We start from the raw sequence: 25,492 nt of genomic DNA, 5'->3' as shown, positions 1-25,492 counted from the left end.
ACAATAATCGGCCCCCATGATCGATATAGACAAGCTGGTCCGTGACCTGGGCCATCCGGGCGTGCCGCTGGAATTCGCTGTACTGCTGGGCTGCCTGGTCCTGGCCTTCGCCGTCACCTGGCTGATCGGCCGCAAGAAAGGACCGGACTCGGTCTGGTTCGGGCGCGCCACGATCGATGGGCTGCTCTTTCCGCTGCTGGCGCTGGGCCTGACCTATGCGGCCCTGGCGTACTTCTCCAAGCACCAGCCGGCCCCGGTGCTGCGCATCGCCATTCCGGTGTTGATCTCGCTGGCGGGCATACGCTTCCTGGCCCGGGTGCTGACGGTGGTGTTCCCGAACTCGGGGCTGGCCCGGTTGATGGAGCGCGTGTTCTCCTGGCTGGCGTGGATCGCGGCGGTGCTCTGGATCGTGGGCCTGCTGCCCGCGGTCATGGAGGAGATGGACGCCATCAACGTTGTCTTCGGCAAGACGAAGATCAGCCTGCTGTCCTTCGTTCAGGCGGTGCTGTCTTCCGGCGCTGTGATGGTGGTGGCGCTGTGGGTTTCGGCGGTGCTCGAAAAACGTGTGCTGAGGCAGACGGTGCACGACCTGTCCCTGCGCAAGGTCGCTTCCAACGCAATCCGCGCGACGCTGCTGCTGATCGGCTTGCTGCTGGCGCTGTCGGCGGTGGGCGTGGATCTCACGGCGCTGTCGGTGCTGGGGGGCGCGCTGGGGGTGGGGCTGGGCTTCGGCCTGCAGAAACTCGCGTCCAACTACGTCAGCGGCTTCGTGATCCTGTTCGAGCGCAGCCTGCGCATCGGCGACACGGTGAAGGTGGACAACTTCGAGGGTGTCGTCACCGACATCAAAACCCGTTACACGCTGATTCGCGCCGGCAACGGACGCGAGGCCATCGTGCCGAATGAAAAGCTGATCACCGAGCGCGTGGAAAACCTGTCGCTCGCGGACACGCGCATATTGATCAGCACCGACATCACCGTCGGTTACGACAGTGACCCGGACCAAGTCCAGCGCATCCTGTGCGACGCCGCCCTGGTCCCGGACCGGGTGCTCAAGGACCCGGGCCCGGTCGTGCACCTGACTCGCCTGGGCCCGGATGGCCTCGACTTCACACTGTACTTCTGGGTCATCGATCCCGGCGCCCAGGGTCCCATGAAATCGGAAGTGCACCTGGGTGTGCTTCGCGGCCTGCGGGCCGCCGGAATCAACATTTCCTACCCGCAGCGGGTGGTGCACGTTCGCAGCGACCGCAGCGACACTGACCCAGCGAATCCGGCCGGCACGGCAAGCTAACCGTTACGCGCGTGACTTCGGGTCGCGCCGCGCGCCGCCTATAATCTCGAAAAATCGAACGACCGTTCGCTTTTTGCTGCCCTGCCCTGACCGGGGGCGCGGGCGGATGAGATTCGCTTGGTGCCGCGCCCCATAGAATCCCGGATTCCGTTTACGTAAACGTCAATTTCCCTACCCTCAAGGAGCCCCACAGCATGAAGGTCCTGGTACCCGTGAAGCGGGTGGTCGACTTCAACGTGAAGGTCCGCGTCAAGTCGGACAACACGGGCGTCGACATCGCCAACGTCAAAATGAGCATGAACCCGTTCGACGAAATCGCCGTCGAGGAGGCCGTGCGGCTGAAGGAGAAGGGCGTGGCCACCGAGGTGATCGCCGTCTCCTGCGGGGTGGCGCAGTGCCAGGAGACCCTGCGCACGGCCATGGCCATCGGCGCCGACCGCGCCATCCTGGTGGAAACGGCCGACGAGCTGCAGCCGCTGTCGGTGGCCAAGCTGCTCAAGGCGGTGGTCGACAAGGAGCAGCCCGGGCTGGTGATCCTGGGCAAACAGGCGATCGACGACGACTGCAACCAGACCGGCCAGATGCTGGCGGCCCTCCTCGATGCGCCGCAGGCCACCTTCGCCTCCAAGGTCGAAGTGGCCGACGGCAAGGCCAAGGTTACGCGCGAAGTCGACGGCGGCCTGGAGACCGTGTCGGTCACGCTGCCGGCGGTGGTCACCACCGACCTGCGCCTGAACGAGCCGCGCTACGTGACGCTGCCCAACATCATGAAGGCCAAGAAGAAGCAGCTGGACACCCTCAAGCCGGCCGACCTGGGCGTGGACATCAAGCCGCACCTGAAGATCGTGAAGGTCACGGAGCCGCCCAAGCGCTCGGCCGGCATCAAGGTGCCGGACGTGGCGACGCTGGTGGCCAAGTTGAAGAACGAAGCGAAGGTGATCTGAGATGACTGCACTTGTTATTGCCGAACACGACAACGCCTCCATCAAGGGCGCCACGCTCAACACCGTCACGGCGGCCGCCAAGTGCGGCGGTGAGGTGCATGTGCTGGTGGCCGGCCACAACGCCGGCGCTGCCGCGGCCGCTGCCGCCAAGATCGCCGGCGTGGCCAAGGTGATCCACGCCGACGGCGAGCACCTGGCGCACGGCCTGGCCGAGAACGTCGCGGCGCAGGTGCTGGCGCTGGCCAGCGCCTACAGCCACATCCTGTTCCCGGCCACCGCCGCCGGCAAGAACGTCGCCCCGCGCGTGGCCGCCAAGCTCGATGTCGGCCAGATCTCCGACATCACCCGCGTCGACGCCGCCGACACCTTCGAGCGCCCGATCTACGCCGGCAACGCCATCGCCGTGGTGCAGAGCCTGGACGAGAAGAAAGTGATCACCGTGCGCACCACCGGCTTCGACGCCGCTGCCGCCGAGGGCGGCTCGGCCGCGGTCGAGACCGTGGGCGCCACCCCCGACAGCGGCAAGAGCGCCTTCGTGGGCAACGAGATCGCCAAGAACGACCGCCCCGAACTGACGGCCGCCAAGATCATCGTCTCGGGCGGGCGCGCGCTGGGCTCGGCCGAGAAGTTCAAGGAAGTGATCACGCCGCTGGCCGACAAGCTGGGCGCCGCCATTGGCGCCAGCCGCGCGGCGGTGGACGCGGGCTACGCCCCGAACGACCTGCAGGTCGGGCAGACCGGCAAGATCGTGGCGCCGCAGCTGTACGTGGCCTGCGGCATCTCCGGCGCGATCCAGCACCTGGCCGGCATGAAGGACTCCAAGGTGATCGTGGCGATCAACAAGGATCCGGAAGCGCCGATCTTCTCGGTGGCCGACTACGGCCTGGAAGCGGACCTGTTCACCGCGATCCCCGAGCTGGTGAAGGCGCTTTAAGCCTTCCCGTCACGGGCCAGAGGGCCAGGGACGGGGACTGGGGAATCAGTCTCCATGTCCTTGCCCTGGCCCTCGCAGTTTCCCCAGCCTACCCAAGCCCCTGTCCCTCGGAGTTCTCTCATGACCTACAAAGCCCCCGTCAAAGACATGCTGTTCGATATCCGCCATCTGGCGCAAATCGACGAGATCGCGAAGATCCCGGGTTTCGAGGATGCCGGCTTCGACACGGCGCAGGCAGTGCTCGAGGAATGCGCCAAGTTCAACGAGGGCGTGGTCGCGCCGCTGAATGTCACGGGTGACCGCAATCCCTCGTCTTGGAAGGACGGCGTCGTGACCACGACGCCCGGCTTCAAGGAAGCCTATCGCCAGTTCGCAGAGGGTGGCTGGCAGGGCGTGCAGCATCCGGCCGACTTCGGCGGCCAGGGCTTGCCCAAGACGATCGGTGCGGCGTGCATCGAGATGATCAATTCCGCGAACCTGAGCTTCTCGCTGTGCCCGCTGCTCACCGACGGCGCGATCGAGGCGCTGCTGACCGCGGCATCGGACGAACTGAAGGCGACCTACCTCGAGAAGCTCGTGTCGGGCCAGTGGACCGGCACCATGAACCTCACCGAGCCCCAGGCCGGCTCCGACCTGGCGCTGGTGCGCAGCCGCGCCGACCCGCAGCCCGACGGCTCGTACAAGGTCTTCGGCACCAAGATCTTCATCACCTACGGCGAGCACGACATGGCGGAGAACATCGTGCACCTGGTGCTGGCCCGCGTGGCCGGCGCCCCTGAAGGGGTGAAGGGGATCAGCCTGTTCGTCGTGCCCAAGTTCATGGTCAACAAGGATGGCTCGCTGGGCGCGCGCAACGACGTGCATTGCGTGAGCATCGAGCACAAGCTGGGCATCAAGGCCTCGCCGACCGCGGTGCTGCAGTACGGCGACCATGGCGGCGCGGTGGGCTATCTCGTGGGCCAGGAAAACCGCGGCTTGGAGTACATGTTCATCATGATGAACGCGGCCCGCTACGCCGTGGGCATGCAGGGCATCGCGATCGCCGAGCGCGCCTACCAGCAGGCGGTGGCCTATGCGCGCGAGCGTGTGCAGTCGCGCCCTGTCGACGGCTCGATCAATGCCAGCGCGCCCATCATTCATCACCCGGACGTCAAGCGCATGCTGATGACCATGCGCGCGCACATCGAGGGCTGCCGCGCCATGGCCAGCGTGGCCGCCGCAGCCTACGACGCGGCGCACAACCATCCCGATGCGCAGGTGCGCCAGCAGAACCAGGCCTTCTATGAGTTCCTGGTGCCGCTGGTCAAGGGCTTCAGCACCGAGATGAGCCTGGACGTCGCCTCGCTGGGCGTGCAGGTGCACGGCGGCATGGGCTTCATCGAGGAAACCGGCGCGGCGCAGCACATGCGCGACGCCAAGATCCTCACGATTTACGAAGGCACGACGGCCATCCAGGCGAACGACCTGGTGGGCCGCAAGACGGCACGCGACGGCGGACAGGTCGCCAAGGCGATCGCCGCCCAGGCCGAGAAGACCGAGGGCGAACTCGCCAAGCGCGACAGCGTTGCGGCACGTGCCATGCTCAAGCGCCTGGCGCCCGCGCGAAAGGCCTTCCTCGAGACGGTCGACTTCATCGCCGGGAAGACCAAGGTATCGCCCAACGCGGCCTTCGCCGGTTCGGTGCCCTACCTGTTGCTGGCGGGCATGTACGTCGCCGGCTGGCAGATGGCGCGCTCGCTGCTGGTGGCCGAGGACCTGCTGGCCAAGGGGGAAGACAAGGCTTTCATGGAGGCCAAGATCGCCACCGCGCGTTTCTACGCCGACCATATCCTGTCGAAGGTGCCGGCCCTGCGCGATTCGGTCGTCGACGGCGCGGACAGCGTCACGGCGCTGGCGCTGGAGGCGTTCTGATCGTTGAGAGGGCGGGCCGGGTGCCCGCCCTTTTTTTCTTTGCTGTCCCGCCCTTGACAGCGCGCGGACCGCAGCACTTTTGCGTTGGCCCAGAATCCCATCATGTCGAAGATCCCGCCCGTCCTGCAGAACCTCCAGATCCCCGTGATCGGCTCACCGCTGTTCATCATCAGCAACCCCAAGCTGGTGATCGAACAGTGCAAGGCGGGCATCGTCGGCGCCATGCCGGCGCTGAACGCCAGGCCGGCGTCGCAGCTGGACGAGTGGCTGCACGAGATCACCGAGACGCTGGCGGCCCATAACCGGGCGCACCCGGACAAGCCGGCCGCGCCGTTCGCGATCAACCAGATCGTGCACAAGAGCAACGACCGGCTCGAGCACGACATGGAGATGGTGGTGAAGTACCGGGTTCCGGTCATCATCACCTCGCTGGGCGCGCGCACCGACGTCAACGAAGCGATCCACAGCTATGGCGGCGTCGTGATGCACGACATCATCAACAATACCTTCGCCCGCAAGGCGATCGAGAAGGGCGCCGATGGCCTGATCGCGGTGGCGGCGGGCGCAGGCGGCCACGCCGGCATCAAGAGCCCGTTCGCGCTGGTCCAGGAGGTCCGCCAGTGGTTCGACGGCCCGCTGGCGCTGTCGGGCTCCATCGCCACCGGCGGCGCCATCCTGGCTGCCCAGGCCATGGGCGCGGACTTCGCCTACATCGGCTCGGCCTTTATCGCCACGCATGAGGCGCGCGCGTCCGAGGCTTACAAGCAGGCCATCGTCGACGCCAATTCCGATGACATCGTGTACTCCAGCCTGTTCACCGGCGTGCACGGCAACTACCTCAAGCCCTCGATCGTGGCGGCCGGACTCGACCCCGACAACCTGCCCGAGAGCGACCCCACCAAGATGAGTTTCGGTGGCGGCGAGGGCAGCAAGGCCAAGGCCTGGAAGGACATCTGGGGCAGTGGCCAGGGCATTGGCGCCATCACCGAAGTGATGGGCGCGGCCCAGCTCATCGCACGGTTCAAGCGCGAATACGAGGAAGCCCGGCAGCGGCTGGTGACGCGAGAAGTCGCTCTCGCCTGAGCTTCCCGGCTGGGCGTCGCCACCCGTTTGCGCGCCGGAGCTTGCATTGGCTGGCGTTTCGGTCGATACTGTATGGACATTCAGTATCGATGCGCGCAGCCTTGGACGAAGTACACATCCCCGTCGAAGCGCTGAAGGGGCGCGGCTCCGCGACCCGGCTGGCGCACCGTTTCGAGCGTGACGCGAGGCAGGCCTTCGACGACGGCTGGGGCACGCTGGCCGAGGACCTGGCGCAGGCGCCGCAGCAGCTGCCCACCGAAGTGATCTGGGAAGACGCGCGCAGCATCATCGGCAGCAACGACTCCCCGGACATCTTCTTCGAGCGTTCGCTCAATCCCTACCGCGGCTGCGAGCACGGCTGCATCTACTGCTATGCGCGGCCCACGCACAGCTACCTGAACCTGTCGCCCGGCCTCGACTTCGAAACGAAGATCGTCGCCAAGCGCAACATCGCGGCGGTGCTGCGCGCCGAGCTGTCGAAGAAGGCCTACGAGCCGAAGCTGATCGCCGTCGGCACTGCCACCGACTGCTACCAGCCGCTGGAGCGCGAGCTGCGGCTGACCCGTGCCGTGATCGAGCTGATGCACGAGACCCACCATCCGTTCTCGCTGGTGACCAAGTCCAGCGGCGTGGAGCGCGACCTGGACCTGATCGCGCCAATGGCGGCACGCGGGCTCGCCTCGGTCTGCGTGACTCTCACCACGCTCGATGCCGAACTCGCGCGCCGGCTGGAGCCGCGCGCCGCCGCGCCGCACCGGCGCCTGCGCACCTTGAAGACGCTGTCGGAGCACGGCGTGCCCACGGTGGTCAGCCTGGCGCCGCAGATTCCTTTCCTGACGGAAGACATGGAACAGGTGCTGGAGGCGGCACGGGAGGCGGGGGCGCGCAGCGCCTTCTATCACGTGCTGCGCCTGCCCTGGGAGGTGAACCCGCTGTTCAAGCAATGGCTGGAATTGCACTACCCGCAGCGCGCCGCACGCGTGATGGCGCGCGTGCGCGAACTGCATGGCGGCAAGGACTACGACAGCGACTTCGCGACCCGCTTGAAGGGCCGTGGCGCCTGGGCCCAGCTGATCGCGCAGCGCTTCGAGAAAGCGGCGCAGCGCCTGGGCTTCAACCGGGAGCGCATCCGGCTGGATACCTCGCAATTCCGGCCGCCGGGGCCGGAAGGGCAGGGGCAGCTGTTCTGAGCGTCTGCGGGCCTAGGTGAAGAAGCCGCGCAGCTTGTCAGCCCAGCTCTCTTCGGCAGGCGAGTGCTTGGTGCCGCCTTTCTTCAGCGACTCGTCCAGCTCCTTGAGCAGCTTGCGCTGGTGCTCGGTCAGCTTGACCGGAGTTTCCACCGCCACGTGGCAGTACAGGTCGCCGGGGTAGCTGGAACGCACGCCCTTGATGCCCTTGCCGCGCAGGCGGAACTGCTTGCCGGCCTGGGTGCCTTCGGGAATGTCGATGGCGGCCTTGCCTTGCAGCGTCGGCACCTCGATCTCGCCGCCCAGGGCGGCCTGCGTGAAGCTGATGGGCACCACGCAGTGCAGGTCGTCGCCGTCGCGCTGGAAGATGGCGTGCTTCTTCAGGCGGATCTCGATGAACAGGTCGCCCGGCGGGCCGCCGTTGGTGCCCGGCTCGCCGTTGCCGGCGCTGCGGATGCGCATGCCGTCGTCGATGCCGGCGGGAATCTTGACCTCGAGCGTCTTCTGCTTCTTGACGCGTCCCTGGCCATGGCAGGCGGTGCAGGGGTCGGGAATGATCTTGCCGGTGCCGCGGCAGTGCGGGCAGGTCTGCTGCACCGAGAAGAAGCCCTGGCGCATCTGCACCACGCCCTGGCCGTTGCAGGTCGTGCAGGTCTTGGGCTGGGTGCCGGGCTTGGCGCCGCTGCCGTGGCAGGTGTCGCAGGCTTCCCAGGTCGGGATGCGGATCTGCGCTTCCTTGCCGGTGGCCGCTTCCTCCAGCGTGACCTCCATCGCGTAGGACAGGTCGCTGCCCCGGTAGACCTGCCGGCCGCGGCCGGCGCCGCCGGGGCGGCCCTGGCCGAAGATGTCGCCGAAGATGTCGCCGAAGGCCTCGGCGAAGCCGCCAAAGCCTTCCGCGCCCGCGCCCATGCCGCCGCGCATGTTCGGATCCACGCCGGCGTGGCCGAACTGGTCATAGGCCGCGCGCTTCTCGGCGCTGGAAAGCATCTCGTAGGCTTCCTTGCCCTCCTTGAATTTCGATTCCGCGTTCTTGTCACCCTCGTTGCGGTCAGGGTGGTACTTCATCGCGAGCTTGCGATAAGCCTTCTTGATCTCCTCTTCCGAAGCGTTCTTCGGCACGCCGAGGATCTCGTAATAGTCTCTTTTCGTGGCCATCGGTTCTCGTGTTCTTTCAGCGGAATCGCCGCGTCGACCTTACCCGTGGGCAAGTGTCGAACGCGGCGAGTTGACGCGGCGCGCAGCGTCCGCCGTCAACCCTTCTTGACTTCCTTCACTTCGGCATCGACGACATTGTCGTCGGCGGGCTTCGAGGCCGATTCCGCACCCGGGCCGGGGCCAGGGCCGGCGCCGGCCGCTTGCCCGGCCTGCTGCGCCTGCATGTCGGCGTACATCTTCTCGCCCAGCTTCTGGCTCACGGCCATCAGGGCATTGGACTTCTCGTCGATCGCGGCCTTGTCCTCGCCCTTGAGAACGCCTTCCAGGTCCTTGACGGCCGCCTCGATCTTTTCCTTCTCGCCGCCGTCGAGCTTGTCGCCGTACTCGGTGAGGCTCTTGCGCACGCTGTGCACCAGCGCCTCGCCCTGGTTGCGGGCCTGCACCAGCTCGAGCTTCTTCTTGTCCTCGGCGGCGTTCAGCTCGGCGTCCTTCACCATCTTCTGGATTTCGGCCTCCGACAGGCCCGAGTTCGCCTTGATGGTGATCTTGTTCTCCTTGCCGGTGCCCTTGTCCTTGGCGTTCACGTGCAGGATGCCGTTGGCGTCGATGTCGAAGGTCACCTCGATCTGCGGCAGCCCGCGCGGCGCCGGCGGAATGCCTTCCAGGTTGAACTCGCCCAGCAGCTTGTTGCCAGTGGCCATCTCGCGCTCGCCCTGGAAGACCTTGATCGTCACGGCCGGCTGGTTGTCGTCGGCCGTCGAGAAGGTCTGCGCGAACTTCGTCGGGATGGTGGTGTTCTTGGTGATCATCTTGGTCATGACACCGCCCAGGGTCTCGATGCCCAGCGACAGCGGCGTCACGTCCAGCAGCAGCACGTCCTTGCGCTCGCCACCCAGCACCTGGCCCTGGATGCCGGCGCCCACGGCGACGGCTTCATCCGGGTTCACGTCCTTGCGCGGCTCCTTGCCGAACAGCTCCTTGACCTTTTCCTGCACCTTGGGCATGCGGGTCTGGCCGCCCACCAGGATCACGTCGTGGATGTCGGAGATCGACACACCCGCGTCCTTGATCGCGGTGCGGCAGGGCGCGATGGTGCGCTCGATCAGGTCGTCCACCAGTGCTTCCAGCTTGGCGCGGGTGAGCTTGATGTTCAGGTGCTTCGGGCCGGTCGCGTCCGCCGTGATGTAGGGCAGGTTGACGTCGGTCTGCGCGCTGTTGGACAGCTCGATCTTGGCCTTCTCGGCCGCTTCCTTCAGGCGCTGCAGGGCCAGCACGTCCTTGGACAGGTCCACGCCCTGTTCCTTCTTGAACTCGCCGATGATGTAGTCGATGATGCGCTGGTCGAAGTCTTCGCCGCCGAGGAAGGTGTCGCCGTTGGTGGAGAGCACCTCGAACTGCTTCTCGCCGTCGACATCCGCGATCTCGATGATCGAGATATCGAAGGTGCCGCCGCCCAGGTCATACACCGCGATCTTGCGGTCGCCCTTTTCCTGCTTGTCCAGGCCGAAGGCCAGCGCCGCCGCCGTCGGTTCGTTGATGATGCGCTTGACTTCGAGGCCCGCGATGCGGCCCGCGTCCTTGGTGGCTTGGCGCTGGCTGTCGTTGAAATAGGCCGGCACGGTGATCACCGCTTCGGTGACCGCCTCGCCGAGGTAGTCCTCTGCCGTCTTCTTCATCTTGCGCAGCACTTCCGCCGAGATCTGCGGCGGCGCGAGCTTCTTGCCGCGCTCTTCCACCCAGGCGTCGCCGTTGTCGGCGCGCACGATCTTGTAAGGCATGAGGTGGATGTCCTTCTGGACTTCCTTCTCCTCGAACTTGCGGCCGATCAGGCGCTTGACGGCGTAGATGGTGTTCCTGGCGTTGGTGACCGCCTGGCGCTTGGCCGAGGCGCCGACCAGGATCTCGCCGTCTTCCTGGTAGGCCACGATCGACGGCGTGGTGCGCGCGCCTTCGCTGTTCTCGATCACCCGGGGCGTGTTGCCCTCCATCACGGCGACGCACGAGTTGGTCGTGCCCAGGTCGATGCCGATGATTCGTCCCATGTCTTTTCTCCTAACTGGCGGCCCTGGCGGGCCAATTCAAATCAGATTGTTCGTTACTTGTGGATAAGCTGTGGGGTTTCAAGCCCGATCGAGCTATTTCGGGGCTGACACGGTCACCAGCGCAGGCCGCAGCACCCGGTCGGCGATCAGGTAGCCCTTTTGCAGCACGCTGACGATGGTGTTGGCCTCCTGGCCCGAATCGGCCGGCACCATGGAGATCGCCTGGTGACGGTGGGGGTCGAACTTGGAACCGGGCTGGGGGTTGATCTCGACGACCTTGTTGCGCTCCAGGGCGCTTATGAGCTGGCGCAGCGTCGCCTCGGCACCCTCGCGGATCTGCTCCGGCGTGGCCTCCTTCACGCCCAGGCCGGCCTCCAGGCTGTCGATCACCGGCAGCATGGCCTCGGCGAATCCTTCCACCGCGAACTTGCGGGCCTTGCTGACCTCTTCCTCGGCGCGGCGGCGCGTGTTCTGCACGTCGGCCTGCGCGCGCAGGTATTGCTCGGCGAGCTGGCCGTTCTTGGCCTTCAGGTCGGCGAGCTCGGCCTGCGCCAGGTTCAGGGATTCGGCTTCATTGCTGATTTCCTGGGGGGCGGGTGCCTCGGCAGGCTGGGGCGTGGCCTGCGGCGCGGTCGCCGGCTCCAGGGGCTCCAGAGTGGGTTCGATCCGGTCGGGTTCGGTCATTCTTTGTCGGGGTCAAAACGGGCTCGCCACCAGCTTGGGGCCGGGAAACCCTTTTCAAGGCCGCAGCCCGGCCCATCCTTGCGAATCAGGGGAGGCGGCGGCGGAACGGCTGGCATTGTAGAGTGCTGGAAACCCTCCAAGGACCCCGCCATGGCCCGCCGTCTCATCAGTTCAGGCTCCAGTTTCGAGCGCGACATCGGCTATTCCCGCGCCGTCGTGGACGGCGAGTGGGTATTCGTCTCCGGCACCACCGGCTTCGACTACGCCAGCATGACCATCGCCGGGGACGTCGCGGCCCAGGCCGAGCAGTGCCTGAAGAACATCACCAAGGCGCTGGAGGAGGCCGGCTCGTCCCTGGCCGATGTGGTTCGCGTGACCTATGTCCTGCCCGACGCGCAGGACTTCCCGGCCTGCTGGCCGGTGCTGCGCCAGTATTTCGGCGAGATCCGGCCGGCCGCGATGATGATCTCGGCCGGGCTGGCCGACCCGCGCATGAAGATCGAGATCGAGGTGACCGCGCGTAAACAGGGCTGAAGCGTCCCAGACGGCTGGGCCGGCCGGCTGCTCCGTTCGCACCCGCCATGCCGCAGTTCGTCGCATATCCGGGCGGCTCATCTTGACCGCGACCGCGGCCCGGTCCTATCGTGACCGGGATGCCCGAGTTCGCCGCTTCCCAGGTGCCGCAGCGCCGCCTTGCCTTGCCCGAATGGCGGCGCATCGCCCTGGTCGTCGCGCTGGCCGCCGCGGCCGCCGCGGCCTTCTACCCGATGTCGCACAACACCTACATCGAGCTGTTTGGCGAAACGCTGTTCGTGGGCGTGCTGCTGCTGGCGGCCTACACGGGCGCGGGCGCATGGAAACAGAACCTGGCGCCGCGCTGGGTGGTGCAGCTGCTGGCCGTGGCGGTCGCGGCGCCGATCGGGCCGCTGGTCGTGCAGCTGCTGACCGCCGGCGGCGACTTTTCGGCCTTCGTGGCTTCCAAGGGACATGTGCGCGGCTACGTCATGGTGACGCTGGGCGCCATGGTGATCGGCATCATGGTGGCGCTGGGGGCGCTCTTTCGCGAACGCAACGCCAGCGCGCGGGCGCTGCTGCTGCAGTTCCAGCTGGAGCGCGAAACGCTGCAGCGCCAGGCCGCCGATGCCCGCCTGAAGCTGATGACTGCGCAGATCCAGCCGCACTTCCTGCTGAACACGCTGGCCAATGTGCAGGAGCTGGTCGAGTCCGGCTCGCCGCGCGCGGCGCCGGTGTTCCGCAGCCTGATCGCCTACTTCCGCGCCGCCATGCCCCAGTTGCAGCAGGAGGATGCGACGCTGGCCGACGAGGACCGGCTGGTGCAGGCCTACCTCGAACTGATGCACATGCGCATGCCCGACCGCCTGTCGTATTCGGTGCGCATCGGGGACGAAGTGAAGTCGCTGCGCTTTCCGCCCATGGCGCTGCTCACCCTGGTGGAGAACGCCATCGAACACGGCGTCGATCCGGCCTGCGAGCCGGCGCATGTCGAAGTCGGCGCACGCCGCGATGGCAGCTCGGCCATCCATCTGTGGGTGTCCGACACCGGCGTGGGCATGTCGGAGCACGCGGGGCCGGGCACCGGCCTGGCCAACCTCGAAGCGCGTTTGCAGGCCGCCTTCGGCACCGGCGCGAAGGTCGAGCTGAGCGAGGTGCAGCCGCACGGCGTGCGGGCGGATATCCGGCTGCGTGTGCAGAAGGATGTATGAGCGCCGCCGGGCCGCCCCTAGGCGCGAAGGCCCCCTCGGGAAGCAGCGCAGTACACGAAGTGACAAGCGTGGGGGTTCAATGACGGCCGCCACTGCGCTGATCGCCGACGACGAGCCGCTGCTGCGCGAGCGGCTCGCGGGCCTGCTGCAATCGGCGTGGCCGCAGCTGCAGGTCGTGGCGCAGGCGCGAAACGGCCGCGAAGCCCTGGAGCTGTTCGAAGACCTGCAACCGCAGATCGCCTTCCTGGACGTGCACATGCCGGGCATGAACGGCATCGAGGCGGCGCGCTGCATCGGCACGCGCGCCCATGTGGTGTTCGTCACGGCCTTCGACAAGTACGCGGTGGAGGCCTTCCGCCATGGGGCGATCGACTACCTGATGAAGCCCGTGGAGCCGCAGCGGCTCGAAGACACGGTGCGCCGCCTCCAGCAGCGCCTGCCGGCCGCGCTGCCCGCACAGCCTGCGGGCTATGACCAGACCCTGGAGCGCCTGGCGCAGTCGCTGCGGCAGCAGCTCGCGCCGGCGCCCACGCTCAAGTGGATCAAGGCCTCGGTGGGCGCGACGGTGCGCCTGATCCCGGTGGAACAGGTGGCCTATTTCCGGTCAGACAACAAGTACACCCTGGTGGTGTGGGACGGCGGCGAGGCGCTGATCCGCAAGACCATCCGCGAGCTCGCCGATGAACTGGACCCGCAGCGTTTCATGCAGGTGCACCGCGGCGCGATCGTCGCGCTGGACCGCGTCAGCCACTTCATGCATGCGGCCGATGCCGGCGAGCTGCATCTGAAAGGCCGGCCCGAGCGGCTGCCGGTGAGCCGCAGCTACCTGCACCTGTTCCAGCAGATGTGAGCCGGCTGCGGCCGGGCCCAGTAGTCTGCGCGGCAGAACGACTTCGGCCCAAACCGCCGATAAACCGGTATCGTTTGGCGCTCCGGCCTGCGCCAATAGCTACGGCTATTGGCTTGTCCGTATCACCAAACGCTCCTCGGTTTTCGCCAGTTTTGGCTCGAAGCCTTCTGCCCCGCAGACTCCTAGCGCACGTCGAGCAATTCGACGTCGAACTTCAGCACGGCGTTCGGCGGGATCACGCCGCCGGCGCCGCGCGCGCCATAGCCAAGCTGCGGCGGAATGATGAGGGTGCGCTTGCCGCCGACCTTCATGCCGGCCACGCCTTCGTCCCAGCCCTTGATCACCATGCCGGCGCCGAGCGCGAAGTCGAAGGGATCGTTGCGGTCGCGGCTGGAGTCGAACTTGGCGCCCTGGGCGCCGTCCTTGTACAGCCAGCCGGTGTAGTGCACGCGCACGTGCTGGCCGGCCTTGGCCTCGGGCCCGTTGCCGACGACTTCGTCTTCGTATTGCAATCCGGAGGGGGTGGTGTTCATGGAGGATGTTCCTGGTTTCAGCGCCGCGCGAGGTCGCGCATCAGGGCCGTGACGCCGTAGGTCCACGGCGCCACGCGGTCGCTGGTGTTGACTCGGTTGGCGAGTGTACCGAGAAGCGGCGACGCCACCGTGACCAGGTCGCCCAGCTCGTGCGTGAAGCCCAGCCCGGGTCCGCGCCGGTCCTGGATCGGCGCGAACATGGTGCCCAGGAACAGCACGAAGCCATCCGGGTATTGGTGCACCGGGCCGATCGCCTGCGCCACCAGGTCGAGCGGATCGCGGCTGATCTTCGACAGCGAACTCGCGCCCTGCATCACGAAGCCCTCGTTGCCTTCGACGCGCAGGGCCAGGTCGCAGCGGCGCACGTCGTCCATGCCGAAGCGCTCGTCGAACACCCGGATGAACGGGCCGATGGCGCAGCTGGCGTTGTCGTCCTTGGACTTGCCCAGCAGCAAGGCGCTGCGTCCCTCGAAATCGCGCAGGTTCACGTCGTTGCCCAGCGTGGCGCCCTGCACCTGGCCGCGGCTGTTGACCGCCAGCACGATCTCGGGTTCGGGGTTGTTCCATTCGCTGGCCGGATGGAGGCCGATCTCGGCGCCGGTGCCCACGGCGCTCAGGGGCTGCGACTTGGTGAAGATCTCGGCATCCGGTCCGATGCCCACTTCGAGGTACTGCGACCACAGGCCGCGCGCCTGCAGCAGCTGCTTGAGCTGCTGCGCCTGCGGCGAGCCGGGCGTGACGGCGCCCAGGTCCTCGCCGATGAGGGCCACCACTTCCTGCCGCACCGACTCGGCCCGGGCCGGATCGCCGCGGGCTTGCTCCTCGATGACGCGTTCCAGCATGGAGGCAACGAAGGTGACGCCGGCGGCCTTGATCGCCTGCAGGTCGCAGGGCGCCAGGAACCAGGGCCGGGCGGCATCGCGCGCGTCGAAGGCGGTGTTGGCCAGCACCTCGCGCGTGGCGCCGATGCGCGGCCCGCGATGCGCGCGCAGCTTGCCGGCGAGCTCGTCCAGCTCCAGCAGCTCGCTACAGGTGGCGGCCAGGCCCGAGATGTCGTGCACGCCCTCGGGCGTGACCTGCACCAGCAGCGGCCCGAAGCCGGCAATCTGCACGCGGCCAACCAGCAGCGCGTCCTGCGCATCCGCGGGCAAAGCCGCCGAAAATTCCAGCCAGGTCTTCATGGCTTGGCCGCCGCCGGTTGCGATTTCTTCTTGGCCTGGAGCGCCGACCACTTGGCCGCGAAGGCGGGCAATTCGCCCAAGCGCTTGAGCAGGTCGGAACCGGCGGGTGTGACCATGTAGCCTTCGTTGCCGTGATGGACTAGGCCGGCTTCGCGCAATTCCTTGATCCGCGTGTTGAGGGTGTTGGGCGTGATGCCGCCCACGCTGTCCTGCAGGAGCCGGAAGGTCTGGGCGTGGCCGTCGCGCAGCGCCCACAGGACCCGGATCGCGTAGCGCGCTTCCAGCAGCCCCAGCAACTGGCTGACGGCGGCGTTCTCCTTCGAACTCATCGGGGCTGGACCTCCTCTTTGCCGCTTCGGCATCCCGCGCGGTTTTTCTGGCGCGGGGAGGGCAGTGTACGCATTAACTGCTACACAAACAATAGCAGTGCGCAATGGCCGCAGGCGCGACGGCTACAGATAGATCTTCTTGAGCAGGCGGATCAAGGTCTTGACCTCGGCGGCGCTCAGCCGCCCCGCGGCCTGCGCTTCCAGTTCGGTGGCCGTGCGCTCCGCATCCCGCATCAGCTTCTGGCCGGCGGCCGTCAGGTGCAGGCCCATGGCGCGGCCGTCGCGCGGATGCGGTTGCCGCTGGACCAGCGCGCGCTTTTCCAGGTTGTTGATCATGCCGACCAGGTTGGGCGGCAGGATGCCCAGCGCGCCGCATAGCTGGCGCGATGTGATGCCGGGGTTGTGCGTGACCAGCGACAGCACGGAGAAGTCCACCGGGCGCAGGTCGTAGACCGACATGCGGTCCAGGAACACCTCGATCACCGCCAGTGCCGCGCGCCGGGCGTTGTAGCCGATCAGCGTTTCGAGAAAGGTCGTGTCGACCTCCTCGACGGCCTGGGCAGGTCTGCTGCGTGTCTTCGCGGCGGGGCGCGGCATTGAGGAGGTCAGGACTCCGCCGTGAAGCCGATCTTCTTGACCAGCGGTCCCCAGCGGGTGTGCTCGTCCCGCTGGCTCTTGTCCATCTCGGCGGGCGTCGAACCTTGCGCAACGAGGCCCATGAGCGCGAGCGAATCGATCACCGTCTTCTCCTTGAGCGCCTGGTTGATGGAGGCATTGGCGGCGGAGACCACGCTGGCCGGCGTGCCCGCGGGTGCATAGAAGCCGAACCATTCCTCGGTGGTGAGGTCGGGGAAGCCCTGCTCGGCATACGTGGGCACTTCGGGCGTGAAGGGCGTGCGCTGCGCGCCTGAGGTGGCGAGGATGCGCACCTTGCCCGCGCGATGGTTGGCGAGCGCGTCGCCGGTGGGCGTGGAGCAAGACGCCAGGTTGCCGCCGATCATATCGGCCACCGCGGGTGCCGAGCCGCGATAGGGCACGTGCTTCAGTTCGGTTTGGGTATTGAGCCCGAGCAGCGCGGCCAAAAAATGCGGCGTGGACCCCGCTGCAGGCGAGCCGTAGCTCGCCTTGTCGGGGTTCGCCTTGGCCCACGCGAGGTAATCGCGCACCGACTTCACGCTGGCGGGGGCCATCGGGCCAACCGACAGGGCATGCGTCATCACCGCCGCGATCGACACCGGCACGAAGTCTTTGAACGGGTCGTAGCTGAGCTTCTGATAGATGTGCGGGTAGATCGACATCATCGAATAGGGCGTCAACAACAGCGTGCTGCCGTCCGGCTTGGAGGCTTTCACCACTTCGCATGCGATACGGCCGCCTGCGCCCGGCTTGTTGTCGACGACGGCGGCGTTCTTCGTGTATGCGGTACCACCCATGCGCTCGGCGACCCGGCGCGAGGTCGCATCGGCTGTGCCGCCGGCCGGAAAACCGTTGATGATCTTTACCGTCTCGAAGAGCTGCGCAAATGCGGCGTGCGGGAACGCGCCCAGCGTGCCGACCGCGGCGGCCGATTGCAGAATTTGGCGTCGGGTCGTCATGGGATCTATCTCCTGGGTTGCGATGGAAGCGGGGTTCAGGACTCTGCCGTGAAGCCGACCTTGCGGACGATGCCACGCCACTGGTCCGTGTCCGCGCGCAGCAGGTCGCCCAGTACTTGCGGCGTGGACGACGCGACCTCCATGCCGAAGTTGGCCAGGCTGGACGCCATGTCGGGCTGAGAAAGCGCGGGTTGCAGATACGCGGCGGTGCGCCGCACGACTTCCGGCGAAGCCTTGCCCGGCAGGAAAACGCCGTACCACTCGCGAACATTGATGTCGTAGCCCTGCTGTCGGTAGGTGGGCACATCCGGCAGGAACTTGCTGCGCTCGGCACCCGAGACGGCCAGCACGCGCAGCTTGCCCGACTTGATGTGCGGCAGGTAGTCGCCGACGGGTGAGGACATCGAGGAGATCTGACCGCCCAGCAGGTCCTGGATGCCGGGCGCCGAACCGCGATAGGGAACATGTTTGAGGTCCTGCCCTGTCGTCTTGGACAGCAGTCCCGCGATCAGGTGCGGCATCGAGCCGGCGCCGGGTGAGCCGTAGTTGGCCTTGTCCGGGTTCGCCTTCGCCCACGCAATGAAGTCCTTCACTGTCTTCACGCTCTCCGGAACCGCCGGGCCCACGCCCAGCGCATGGTCGAACCAGCAGGCGATGGACACCGGCTGCACGTCGGTGTCGGGCTTGTAGGGCAGACTCTTGTAGACGAACGGGTAGACCGACAGCATCGACGACGGCGTGAGCAGCATCACACTGCCGTCGGCCGGGCTGTCCTTCAATGCGGTCACGGCGATCTGGCCGCCGGCGCCGGGCTTGTTCTCCACCACCACATTGGCCGCGTAGTTGCCGCGCAGCTTGTCCGCGAGCCGGCGAGACATCGCGTCGCTGGTCCCGCCGGGCGGGAAGCCGCAGAGGATCTTGGCCAACTCGATGTTCTGCGCACTGGCGCTGCCCGCATAGCCGAGGGAACCCAGGGCGGCCAGGCTCGCAGCCTGCCTGACGAAATCGCGACGGTTGCTCATGCTTGTCTCCAGGTGTGAAACGGATACGGATCAGCGCGGCGCCATGCGCAACGCGCCGTCCAGGCGGATCACTTCGCCATTGAGGTGCGTGTTCGTGACGATATGGCAGGCCAGCTGGGCGAACTCTTCGGGTTTGCCCAGGCGTGGCGGGAAGGGGATCGATGCCGCCAGCGATTGCTGCACCGGCTCGGGCAGCTGGCGCATCAGCGGGGTGGCGAACAGGCCCGGCGCGATGGTGCAGGCGCGGATGCCGTGTTGCGCCAGGTCGCGCGCCATGGGGAGCGTCATGCCCACCAGCGCGCCCTTGGATGCGCTGTAGGCCTGCTGGCCGACCTGCCCGTCGAAGGCGGCCACCGAGGCGGTGAACAGCATCACGCCGCGCTCGCCGTCCTCCAGCGGCGCGAGCTTGGCGCACTCGGCGGCGAACAGCCGGCTCATGTTGTAGGTGCCGACCAGGTTGATGTTGACGACGCGGGCGAAGTCCTCGAGCGGGGCGGCGCTGCCGTCTTTCTGCACCACACGCTTGGCGGTGCCGATGCCGGCGATGTTCATCAGGATGCGGGCCGGGCCGTGCTTGCCAGCAGCCTGCGCGAGCGCCGCGGTGACGCTGGCGGTGTCGGTGATATCGCAAGCGATGGGGATGCCGCCGATCTCCGAGGCGACTTGTTGCGCGAGGGTGATGTTGACGTCCAGCACGGCGACCCTGGCCCCGAGGCGCGCGAGCTCGCGGGCAGTCGCTTCGCCCAGGCCGGAGGCGCCGCCAGTGACCAGCGCGGCCTGTCCTTCGATCTTCATGCAGTCTCCTTGGCAGGTGTCAGGGTGAATGGAAGGGCGTCGTCATGGAAGGCCTGGACCAGGCCGTCGCGGTGCTTGAGCACGGCGCGCTGGTTGATGGAACCCTTGTCGGTGACTTCGCCCTTGTCGATCGAGGGCGGCTCGTGCATCAGGTGCAGGCGGGCGACGCGGTTCGCGCTGCCGGTGGCCTGCGGCGCCAGCTCGTCGAGTACTTTCTGGAAGTGCGCCTGCACCGGGGCGCTTTCCAGCACCGCCTTCAGGGAGGCGGACTCCGGCAGGCCGGCCAGCTGGCGGACCTTCGCGGTGGGAAACAGCAGGGCGCCGACTTCCTTGCGGTTCAGGCCGGTGATCACGGCGTCCTGCGCGTAAGGCGCGGCGGCCGCGATGATCCTGGCGCGCAGCGGCCCGACGCTGACGAAGGTGCCTGTGGCGAGCTTGAAGTCCTCGGCGATGCGGCCGTCGAACTTCAGGCCCTTGTGCGGGTCCTGCGGGTCGATCCACAGCACCGCGTCGCCGGTGCGGAAGAAGCCTTCCTCGTCGAAGTTCTCGGCCGTTTCAGCGGGCGCGCGCCAATAGCCGGGCGTGACGTTCGGTCCCTTGTAGCGGACCTCGGTCTTGCCTTCGACCGGCACCAGCTTGAGTTCCATGCCCGGGGTGGGCAGGCCGAGGTGGCCGGACTTGACCTCGGGGCTGGTGACGAACACCGCGAAGGGCGAGGACTCGGTCATGCCCAGGCCCGTACCCATCACGATGCGCTCGCCGATTTCGGCTTCCTGCACTTCGTGCAGCAGGTCCCAGACCGGCTGCGCCAGCGCCGCGCCGGCATAGAAGAACATGCGCACGCGCGACAGCAGCTGGCGGCGCAGCGCGGCGTCGGCCTTCATGGCATGGGCGATCGCCTCGAAGCCGGTGGGCACGTTGAAGTAGACGGTCGGCGCGATCTCGCGTAGGTTGCGCAAGGTCTCCTGCATCAGCGCCGGCGTGGGCTTGCCATCGTCGATGTAGAGCGTGCCGCCGTTGTAGATCGTCAGGCCCACGTTGTGGTTGCCGCCGAAGGTGTGGTTCCACGGCAGCCAGTCCACCAGCACCGGCGGCTCCTCGGCCAGCACCGGCATCGACTGGCGCATCTGCTGCTGGTTGGCGCACCACATGCCGTGCGTGTTGATCACGGCCTTGGGCAGCTTGGTGGAGCCCGAGGTGAACAGGAACTTGACGATGGTGTCGGGGCCGGTGGCCTGCATCGCCGCGTCGACTGCCGGCGTGGCCGGGGTGGAGGTCAGTTCAGACCAGGGCGTGGTTTGGCGGGCGTCGATGCTGCCGCTGCCAATCACGATTTCGACGTCCGTGGGCACGGCCGCCTGGATGGCCCTGGCGTAGGGCGCCGCGTCGGCCGCGAACACCAGGCCCGGCGTGAGCGTGTCCAGCACGTGCCGCAGCTTGTCGTAGTCCTGGCTGATGGTCGAATAGGCAGGCGACACCGGGCAATGCGGCACGCCGGCGTACAGGCAGCCGAGGGCGAGCAGCGCGTGCTCGAGGCCGTTTTCGCTCAGGATCGCGACCGGGCGGTCCGGGCCCAGCCCGCGGGCGATCAGCGCCTGGCCGATCCGGCGCGCCGCTTCCAGCGCCTCGCCGTAGCTGAGCTGCTGCCAATCTCCGGTACTGCCGTCAGCCTGCCGCCGCCGGCGCGCCATGAAGACGCGGCCCGGATCGGTGCGCGCCCAGTGCGCCAGGCGGTCGGTCATGCGGTGCGCATAACTGTCCAGCGGCTGCTCGGCGCGCAGGTAGACGGTGCCTGCATCGCCTTGGCGCAGCACGGCGCGCGTGACGCCGAACTTCAGGGGCCGGTACCTGGGCGCGGTGGTCATTGGACAACCTTCGCCCTGCGGGCTGCGGTGCTGTTCGCCTTCGGAGCGGCCGTGCGTCTCATGGGTTCTCAGGATTTCTTGACCTTGGCGCCGCGGCCTTCGAGGAAGTCGCGCACGCGGCTCTTGGCTTCGGGGGCGCTCTGCGCGATGGCGGCCATCAGGGCTTCGGTGAGGAAGCCCTGGTCGGCCGGCTGCTCCGCGATGCGGGGCAGCGCGTGCATGAGCGCGTAGTTGGTCAGCGGCGCATTGGCGGCGACGCGCTGCGCCAGCTCCAGCGCCTTGTCGAAGGCCTGGCCGGCCGGCACCAGGTATTGCGCGAAGCCGACGCGCTCGCCTTCGCGGGCGTCGTACACGCGGCCGGTGAACATCATGTCGGCCATGCGCGCCTCGCCGATCAGGCGCGGGATGCGCACTGCGCCGCCGCCGCCGACGAAGATGCCGCGCGAGCCTTCTGGCAGGGAGTAGAAGGCGGTCTCGTCGGCCACGCGGATGTGGCAGGCGGCGGCGAGTTCGAGGCCGCCGCCGACCACCGCACCGTGCAGCGCGGCGATCACCGGGGCCGGGCCGAACTGCACGGTTTCCAGCGCCGCATGCCACATGCGCGAGTGGTGCAGGCCGCCGCCCGCATCGCGCTCCTTGAGCTCGGACAGGTCCAGGCCGGCGCAGAAGTGCTCGCCCTCGCCGTCGAGCACGACGGCGCGCACGCTGCCCGGCAGCTTCTCGAACAGGTCGCGGATGCCGAGGATGAGGCCGTCGCTGATTGCGTTGCGCTTGGACGGGCGGGCCAGGCGCACGATCGCGACCGGGCCCTGCAACTCAAGTTTGATGTCGGGGGAACTCATGGGGTCACATTTGCCGGTTGGCGGGATTATTTGTTATAGATCATAATCAGTTCAAGGCGGACGTGCTAGGACTTACCCTAGCTTCACGGCCCGCGGGAGACGAGATGGACCACGCCAACCTCATTGCCATCGACATGCACACGCATGCCGAAGTCAGCTGCTGGAATCCCTTCGACAACTACGGCGAAGAGTACGACCGGGCCGCCGACAAGTACTTCCGCTCCAACCGGCGGCCGACCATCGCCGAGACCATCGCCTACTACCGCGAGCGCAGGATCGGCCTGGTGATGTTCACGGTGGACAGCGAAGCCCAGCTCGGCCGCAGGCGCATCCCGAACGAGGAGATCGCGCAGGCCGCGCGCGAAAACAGCGACATGATGATCTGCTTCGCCAGCGTCGACCCGCACAAGGGCAAGATGGGCGCGCGCGAAGCCGAGCGGCTCATCAAGGAGGAGGGCGTCAAGGGCTTCAAGTTCCATCCCACCGTGCAGGGCTACCACCCTTACGACCGGATGGCCTGGCCGATCTACGAAGTCATCAATGCCCACAAGTTGCCGGCCACCTTTCACACGGGCCACAGCGGCATCGGCTCGGGGATGCGTTGCGGCGGCGGCCTGCGGCTGGAGTACAGCAACCCCATGCACCTGGATGACGTGGCGATCGACTTCCCGGACATGCAGATCATCATGGCGCACCCGAGCTTCCCCTGGCAGGACGAAGCCCTGTCCGTGGCAACGCACAAGCCCAACGTCTGGATCGACCTGTCCGGCTGGAGCCCGAAGTACTTTCCGAAGCAGCTCATCCAGTACGCCAACACCCTGCTGAAGGACCGCGTGCTGTTCGGCAGCGACTACCCGCTGATCACGCCTGATCGGTGGATGAAGGACTTCGAAGAGGCAGGATTCAAGCCCGAAGTCATGCCCGGCATCCTCAAGGGCAACGCGCTGAGGCTGCTGGGCCTGGACAACGCGGGCGCGTGACGCGCTCCACGCCACGGCGCTTGGCCGGCATCCGGGCCTGAGCGCCCGGCCGCTGCGCAGTCGCCGCCGGCCCGGCGCCGATGCCGGCATCGGTCAGGCCCGCGGCATCGACCCGCCGCGGTTCCGGCCGTGCCGTTGCGCGTTGCTGCGGCGAGGCGCGCGAAGCCGGCGCGCAACGCGCCAGGCGCACGATCAGCGAAGTGTTTTTTGCAAGCGACATGTGCGCGCAATTCGGCATGTCGCCGCGCAGGGCTGTGTAAAGCTGCAGTCGCTCCCGGCGGCGAGCTCTCGCCATTGAACGCCCATTGATGCTCACCAAAGAACGCATTTCGAGTCATGCATGCTCGTTGATGGTGCGTGTGCGTGATCGAAACATGGCGCAGCAGGTCGACGCACAGATCGCGCACAGCGACGATGCGCACTTTCCCTAGGGAACTGCAGCCCCTTGTTTTTATCTACCGATCACCTACAGTGAACGCAGATTTCCGCTTACAGCCTATGTTGTTTGACACACGCGCACGTGGAGTACAGTGGGGCGACCGGGGGTTGGTCACTGCTGTACTGCAGGCGCACGACCCGAAGGAGGTTCCATGGATGTAGTCCGCAATTTCCTGGCGCGATACGAACAGACGCGCGAGGAAGAATTGTCGCTGGAGGAGTATCTCGACCTCTGCCGGCGCGACAAGATGGCCTACGCGACCGCTGCGGAGCGCATGCTCGCCGCCATCGGAGAACCGGAGCTGATAGACACCCGCCACGATCCGCGCCTGTCTCGCATCTTCGGCAACAAGATGGTGCGCATCTATCCCGCGTTCAAGGATTTCTACGGTCTCGAAGAGCCGATCGAACAGGTGGTCGCGTGCTTCCGTCACGCGGCGCAGGGCCTGGAGGAAAAAAAGCAGATCCTCTACCTGCTCGGGCCGGTGGGCGGCGGCAAGTCCTCCATCGCGGAACGGCTCAAGCAACTGATGGAGCAGATTCCGTTCTACTCGATCAAGGGCTCTCCGGTCAACGAGTCGCCGCTGGGCCTGTTCAACAACGAGGAAGACGCGCCGATCCTCGAATCGCAGTTCGGCATCGCGCGCCGTTATACCCAACGGATCATGTCGCCCTGGGCCGTCAAACGCCTCGAGGAATTTGGCGGGGACATCCGCAAGTTCCGGGTGGTCAAGCGCTTCCCGAGCATTCTGCGGCAGATCGCCATTTCCAAGACCGAGCCAGGCGACGAGAACAACCAGGACATCTCCTCGCTGACCGGCAAGATCGACATCCGCAAGCTCGAGACCTACGCGCAGGATGACCCGGATGCCTACAGCTACTCCGGCGGCCTGTGCCTGGCGAACCAGGGCCTGCTCGAGTTCGTCGAGATGTTCAAGGCGCCGATTAAGGTGCTGCACCCGCTGCTGACCGCCACCCAGGAAGGCAACTTCAAGGGCACCGAGGGCTTCGGCGCGATTCCGTTCGACGGCATCGTGATGGCCCACAGCAACGAGAGCGAGTGGAAGGCGTTCAAGAACAACAAGAACAACGAGGCCTTCCTCGACCGCATCTACATCGTCAAGGTGCCGTACTGCCTGCGCGTCAACGAGGAAGTCAAGATCTACGAGAAGCTGATTCGCAACTCCTCGCTCAAGGAAGCGGTGTGCGCGCCCGGTACGCTCAAGATGATGGCGCAGTTCTCGGTATTGACGCGCCTGAAGGAGCCGGAGAACTCGAGCATCTTCTCGAAGATGCAGATCTACGACGGCGAGAACCTGAAGGACACCGATCCCAAGGCCAAGAGCTACCAGGAATATCGCGACTACGCCGGGGTCGATGAAGGCATGACGGGCATCTCGACGCGCTTCGCGTTCAAGATCCTGTCCAAGGTTTTCAACTTCGACTCCAACGAGGTGGCGGCCAACCCGGTGCATCTGATGTACGTGCTCGAACAGCAGATCGAGCGCGAGCAGTTCCCGGCCGAGATCGAGCAGAAGTACCTTGCCTTCATCAAGGAGCACCTGTCGGCCCGCTATGCGGAGTTCATCGGCAAGGAGATCCAGACCGCGTACCTCGAGTCCTATTCGGAGTACGGCCAGAACATCTTCGACCGCTATGTGACCTACGCCGACTTCTGGATCCAGGACCAGGAGTACCGCGACACCGATACGGGCGAAATCTTCGACCGCGCCGCGCTTAACGCCGAACTGGAAAAGATCGAGAAGCCCGCGGGACTTTCCAACCCCAAGGACTTCCGCAACGAGATCGTGAACTTCGTGCTGCGCGCCCGCGCCAACAACGCGGGCAAGAACCCGGTGTGGACAAGCTACGAGAAGCTGCGCACGGTGATCGAGAAGAAGATGTTCTCCAATACCGAGGACCTGCTGCCGGTCATCAGCTTCAACGCCAAGGCCAGCGCCGACGAGCAGAAGAAGCACGAGGACTTCGTCAACCGCATGGTCGAAAAGGGCTACACGCATCGCCAGGTCCGGCTGCTGTGCGAGTGGTACCTGCGGGTGCGCAAGAGTTCCTGAGCCAACACGAAAGGGTCGAGACGGAGCAC

23 protein-coding genes are annotated in these 25,492 nt (G+C 66.6%); 11 read left to right on the top strand and 12 right to left on the bottom strand.

The window, feature by feature from the left end; all coding sequences use genetic code 11:
* Positions 1-16 precede the first annotated feature (16 nt).
* The 6 genes from UC35_RS01945 (at position 17) to UC35_RS01920 (ending at position 7,356) form a co-directional block, all read left to right on the top strand.
* A complete protein-coding gene (locus UC35_RS01945) occupies positions 17-1,294 on the top strand; it encodes a mechanosensitive ion channel family protein (protein WP_061495670.1) in 1,278 nt (425 codons plus the stop codon).
* Between the two features lie 194 nt (positions 1,295-1,488).
* Entirely contained in the window at positions 1,489-2,238 is a 750-nt protein-coding gene (locus UC35_RS01940; protein ID WP_061495668.1) for an electron transfer flavoprotein subunit beta/FixA family protein, read from the top strand.
* A gap of 1 nt (position 2,239) precedes the next feature.
* On the top strand, positions 2,240-3,172 hold the full coding sequence (locus tag UC35_RS01935) for an electron transfer flavoprotein subunit alpha/FixB family protein (protein ID WP_061495666.1): 933 nt from the start codon (positions 2,240-2,242) through the stop codon (positions 3,170-3,172).
* Between the two features lie 120 nt (positions 3,173-3,292).
* Entirely contained in the window at positions 3,293-5,083 is a 1,791-nt protein-coding gene (locus tag UC35_RS01930) for an acyl-CoA dehydrogenase (protein ID WP_061495663.1), read from the top strand.
* Positions 5,084-5,185: 102 nt separating this feature from the next.
* On the top strand, positions 5,186-6,166 hold the full coding sequence (locus UC35_RS01925) for an NAD(P)H-dependent flavin oxidoreductase (RefSeq protein WP_061495661.1): 981 nt from the start codon (positions 5,186-5,188) through the stop codon (positions 6,164-6,166).
* An 89-nt stretch (positions 6,167-6,255) separates the two neighbouring features.
* Positions 6,256-7,356: a PA0069 family radical SAM protein gene (locus UC35_RS01920; RefSeq protein ID WP_061495659.1), complete on the top strand. Its 1,101-nt coding sequence runs from the start codon at positions 6,256-6,258 to the stop codon at positions 7,354-7,356.
* A 12-nt stretch (positions 7,357-7,368) separates the two neighbouring features.
* Here the strand turns inward: UC35_RS01920 and dnaJ are convergent, their stop codons facing one another.
* The 3 genes from dnaJ to grpE form a co-directional block, all read right to left on the bottom strand.
* Entirely contained in the window at positions 7,369-8,508 is a 1,140-nt protein-coding gene (dnaJ, locus tag UC35_RS01915; protein ID WP_061495657.1) for a molecular chaperone DnaJ, read from the bottom strand.
* Positions 8,509-8,603: 95 nt separating this feature from the next.
* Positions 8,604-10,550 carry a molecular chaperone DnaK gene (gene dnaK / locus UC35_RS01910; protein ID WP_061495656.1) on the bottom strand — a complete coding sequence of 649 codons (1,947 nt, stop codon included), beginning with the start codon at positions 10,548-10,550 and terminating at the stop codon, positions 8,604-8,606.
* Positions 10,551-10,643: 93 nt separating this feature from the next.
* Positions 10,644-11,234: a nucleotide exchange factor GrpE gene (gene grpE, locus UC35_RS01905; protein WP_082792537.1), complete on the bottom strand. Its 591-nt coding sequence runs from the start codon at positions 11,232-11,234 to the stop codon at positions 10,644-10,646.
* Between the two features lie 150 nt (positions 11,235-11,384).
* Between grpE and UC35_RS01900 the strand changes: the two genes are divergently transcribed.
* From UC35_RS01900 to UC35_RS01890, 3 genes are all read left to right on the top strand, one after another.
* Complete coding sequence (locus tag UC35_RS01900; RefSeq protein WP_061495654.1) at positions 11,385-11,768, top strand: RidA family protein; 384 nt, start codon at positions 11,385-11,387, stop codon at positions 11,766-11,768.
* Positions 11,769-11,887: 119 nt separating this feature from the next.
* Entirely contained in the window at positions 11,888-12,958 is a 1,071-nt protein-coding gene (locus tag UC35_RS01895; RefSeq protein ID WP_061495652.1) for a sensor histidine kinase, read from the top strand.
* A 79-nt stretch (positions 12,959-13,037) separates the two neighbouring features.
* The gene (locus UC35_RS01890) at positions 13,038-13,808 is read left to right on the top strand and encodes a LytR/AlgR family response regulator transcription factor (protein ID WP_061495650.1); all 771 of its coding nucleotides are present in this window, start codon (positions 13,038-13,040) and stop codon (positions 13,806-13,808) included.
* 182 nt (positions 13,809-13,990) lie between these two features.
* On the opposite strand, the gene UC35_RS01885 is transcribed toward UC35_RS01890, so the two are convergent.
* The 9 genes from UC35_RS01885 to UC35_RS01845 form a co-directional block, all read right to left on the bottom strand.
* Positions 13,991-14,341: an FKBP-type peptidyl-prolyl cis-trans isomerase gene (locus UC35_RS01885; RefSeq protein ID WP_061495648.1), complete on the bottom strand. Its 351-nt coding sequence runs from the start codon at positions 14,339-14,341 to the stop codon at positions 13,991-13,993.
* Positions 14,342-14,358: 17 nt separating this feature from the next.
* A complete protein-coding gene (locus tag UC35_RS01880) occupies positions 14,359-15,522 on the bottom strand; it encodes a fumarylacetoacetate hydrolase family protein (RefSeq protein WP_061495646.1) in 1,164 nt (387 codons plus the stop codon).
* Positions 15,519-15,851, bottom strand: coding sequence for a winged helix-turn-helix transcriptional regulator (locus UC35_RS01875; protein ID WP_061495644.1), 333 nt, complete (start codon positions 15,849-15,851; stop codon positions 15,519-15,521). The genes UC35_RS01880 and UC35_RS01875 overlap by 4 nt, the downstream gene beginning before the upstream one ends.
* A gap of 123 nt (positions 15,852-15,974) precedes the next feature.
* Complete coding sequence (locus UC35_RS01870; RefSeq protein ID WP_061495642.1) at positions 15,975-16,448, bottom strand: MarR family winged helix-turn-helix transcriptional regulator; 474 nt, start codon at positions 16,446-16,448, stop codon at positions 15,975-15,977.
* Positions 16,449-16,456: 8 nt separating this feature from the next.
* A complete protein-coding gene (locus tag UC35_RS01865) occupies positions 16,457-17,446 on the bottom strand; it encodes a Bug family tripartite tricarboxylate transporter substrate binding protein (protein ID WP_061495640.1) in 990 nt (329 codons plus the stop codon).
* A 35-nt stretch (positions 17,447-17,481) separates the two neighbouring features.
* On the bottom strand, positions 17,482-18,468 hold the full coding sequence (locus UC35_RS01860; protein ID WP_061495638.1) for a Bug family tripartite tricarboxylate transporter substrate binding protein: 987 nt from the start codon (positions 18,466-18,468) through the stop codon (positions 17,482-17,484).
* Between the two features lie 30 nt (positions 18,469-18,498).
* Positions 18,499-19,263: an SDR family NAD(P)-dependent oxidoreductase gene (locus UC35_RS01855; RefSeq protein WP_061495636.1), complete on the bottom strand. Its 765-nt coding sequence runs from the start codon at positions 19,261-19,263 to the stop codon at positions 18,499-18,501.
* Positions 19,260-21,128: a feruloyl-CoA synthase gene (locus tag UC35_RS01850; RefSeq protein WP_061495635.1), complete on the bottom strand. Its 1,869-nt coding sequence runs from the start codon at positions 21,126-21,128 to the stop codon at positions 19,260-19,262. Before UC35_RS01850 ends, UC35_RS01855 begins: the two co-directional genes overlap by 4 nt.
* Before the next feature lie 68 nt (positions 21,129-21,196).
* Positions 21,197-21,970: a crotonase/enoyl-CoA hydratase family protein gene (locus UC35_RS01845; protein WP_061495633.1), complete on the bottom strand. Its 774-nt coding sequence runs from the start codon at positions 21,968-21,970 to the stop codon at positions 21,197-21,199.
* A gap of 104 nt (positions 21,971-22,074) precedes the next feature.
* Between UC35_RS01845 and UC35_RS01840 the strand changes: the two genes are divergently transcribed.
* Both UC35_RS01840 and UC35_RS01835 read left to right on the top strand, forming a co-directional pair.
* Positions 22,075-22,950 carry an amidohydrolase family protein gene (locus tag UC35_RS01840; RefSeq protein WP_061495630.1) on the top strand — a complete coding sequence of 292 codons (876 nt, stop codon included), beginning with the start codon at positions 22,075-22,077 and terminating at the stop codon, positions 22,948-22,950.
* A gap of 590 nt (positions 22,951-23,540) precedes the next feature.
* Positions 23,541-25,463, top strand: a complete 1,923-nt coding sequence (locus UC35_RS01835) for a PrkA family serine protein kinase (protein ID WP_061495628.1) — start codon at positions 23,541-23,543, stop codon at positions 25,461-25,463.
* Positions 25,464-25,492: the final 29 nt, after the last annotated feature.

The sequence above is a fragment of the Ramlibacter tataouinensis genome (genome assembly GCF_001580455.1).
Lineage (GTDB): Bacteria > Pseudomonadota > Gammaproteobacteria > Burkholderiales > Burkholderiaceae_C > Ramlibacter > Ramlibacter tataouinensis_B.
Note: the sequence above shows the minus strand (reverse complement) of the source record. Positions and strands in the feature narration are given on the sequence as shown.